This window comes from Nocardia sp. TBRC8007 (genome assembly GCF_056629435.1).
Window position 1 is genome coordinate 1 of sequence record NZ_JBWSOR010000078.1, and the last position, 2230, is coordinate 2230.

General features: G+C 64.3%; 2 protein-coding genes. Both read left to right on the forward strand.

Annotated features, from left to right (window positions below; genetic code table 11):
* Positions 1-96: 96 nt before the first annotated feature.
* Positions 97-1338, forward strand: coding sequence for an IS21 family transposase (gene istA, locus ACX4ZE_RS22635; RefSeq protein ID WP_480275484.1), 1242 nt, complete (start codon positions 97-99; stop codon positions 1336-1338).
* Positions 1338-2153, forward strand: a complete 816-nt coding sequence (istB, locus tag ACX4ZE_RS22640; RefSeq protein WP_480275485.1) for an IS21-like element helper ATPase IstB — start codon at positions 1338-1340, stop codon at positions 2151-2153. The genes istA and istB overlap by 1 nt, the downstream gene beginning before the upstream one ends.
* Positions 2154-2230 lie beyond the last annotated feature (77 nt).

The following is a 2230-nucleotide window of genomic DNA, read 5'->3' on the forward strand; positions in this document are numbered from 1 at the left end:
TGTCGACGGCAGGTAAATACTGACCCCTGCGTGGCAACTGAAAACTGACCCCTTTGGTCGGGACCCTGGCTTTAACCGAGCCAGGAGGACGAAGGGATGCTTGCCGTGGAAGATTGGGCTGAGATTCGTCGTTTGCACCGTTCAGAGGGTGTTCCGATCAAGGCGATCGCCCGGCTGATGGGCGTGTCCCGCAATACCGTGCGAGCAGCTGTGGCTTCGGACCGACCACCGAAATACGAGCGGCCGTCGAAGGGGTCGATCGTGGACGCGGTAGAGCCGCAGATTCGGGAATTGTTGAAGGTTTATCCGACGATGCCGTCGACGGTGATCGCGGAGCGGATCGGCTGGACCCGGTCGGTCCGGACGCTGTCGGGGCGGGTCGCTGAGCTGCGGCCGGCGTATCTGCCGCCGGATCCGGCGTCGCGGACGATGTATATGGCCGGTGAGGTCGCTCAGTGCGATTTCTGGTTTCCGCCGATCAACCTGCCGGTGGGGTTCGGGCAGGTCCGCGGGCCGAAACAACTACCGGTCCTGACCATGGTGTTGGGGTATTCACGCTGGTTGATGGCGGTGTTGATCCCGACCCGGCATGCCGAAGACCTGTTCGCTGGGTGGTGGACCCATATCCACCGGCTCGGCTCGGTGCCGAAGGTTTTGGTCTGGGACGGCGAAGGCGCGATCGGTCGCTGGCGCGCCGGTCGCAGCGAACTCACGAACGAATGCCAGGCATTCCGAGGAACATTGGGTGCGAAGGTGGTCGTCTGCAAACCCGCCGATCCGGAAGCCAAGGGCATGATCGAACGGGCTCATGACTATCTGGAACGGTCTTTCCTGCCCGGGCGGTCGTTCACCGGCCCCGCCGATTTCAATACCCAGCTCGGGGACTGGCTGGAGTTGGTGAACCGCCGACCACGCCGGGTGCTGGGCTGTGCGCCGACCGATCGGATCACCGCGGACCGGCAAGCGATGCTCGCGTTGCCGCCGATCGCGCCGGAAACCGGGTGGCGGCGATCAGCCCGGCTGCCGCGTGATCACTACATTCGCTTCGATTCCAACGACTACTCGGTGCATCCCGCGGTGATAGGGCGCAGGATCGAAATCGTCGCCGACCTGCAACGAGTCCGGGTTCATTCCGGCGGCCGGATCGTTGCTGATCATGAACGAATCTGGGCGGCGCATCAAACCATCTCCGATCCCCAACACATCGAAGCCGCAAGAGTGTTGCGGCGCGGCCGGATCGGTGTCCTGCGAGCAGCGCCGGAACCCGAGGTCGAGCAACGCAACCTGGCCGATTACGACACCGCCCTGGGCATCGACACCGAAGGCGGGGTGGCCTGATGCCCGCCAGGACACGAAACCTAGCCAAGACCTCCACCTCGACCCGCGACGTCACCGCCGAGCTGAGCTTCCTCACCCGAGCGTTGAAAGCACCGTCGCTTCGGGAAGCCGCGCAGCGGCTTCCCGAACGCGCCCGCGCCGAGAACTGGACCCACGAAGAATTCCTCGTCGCCTGCTTGCAACGAGAAGTCTCTGCCCGCGAGTCCCATGGCGGTGAAGGACGGATCCGTTCTGCCCGGTTCCCTCACCGGAAATCATTGGAAGAGTTCGACTTCAGTCACACCCGTGGGCTGAAACGTGACGTGATCGCGCACCTGAGCACCCTGGACTTCGTCACCGCGAAAGAGAACGTCGTGTTCCTGGGCCCACCCGGAACCGGCAAAACCCACCTCGCGATCGGGTTGGCGATCCGAGCCTGCCAGGCCGGGCACCGGGTCGCGTTCGCCACCGCCGCCGAATGGGTGGCCCGCCTGACCGAAGCCCACCACACCGGCCGCCTGCAGGCCGAGCTGACCAAACTCGGCCGTTACCCACTGCTGGTCATCGACGAGGTCGGCTACATCCCGTTCGAGAACGAAGCTGCGAACCTGTTCTTCCAGCTCGTCTCCTCCCGCTACGAACGAGCCTCGCTGATCGTGACCAGCAACAAAGTATTCGGCCGGTGGGGCGAGGTCTTCGGCGACGACGTCGTCGCCGCGGCCATGATCGACCGCCTCGTCCACCACGCCGAGGTCATCGCGCTGAAAGGCGACAGCTACCGGCTCAAGGACCGCGACCTCGGCCGCGTCCCCACCGCCGGCACAACTGAAGACTGAAACCACCCACCACCCCGGCCAGAAAGGGGTCAGATTTCGGATGCCAAAAAGTGGTCAGGATTGGCCTGCCGTTGACA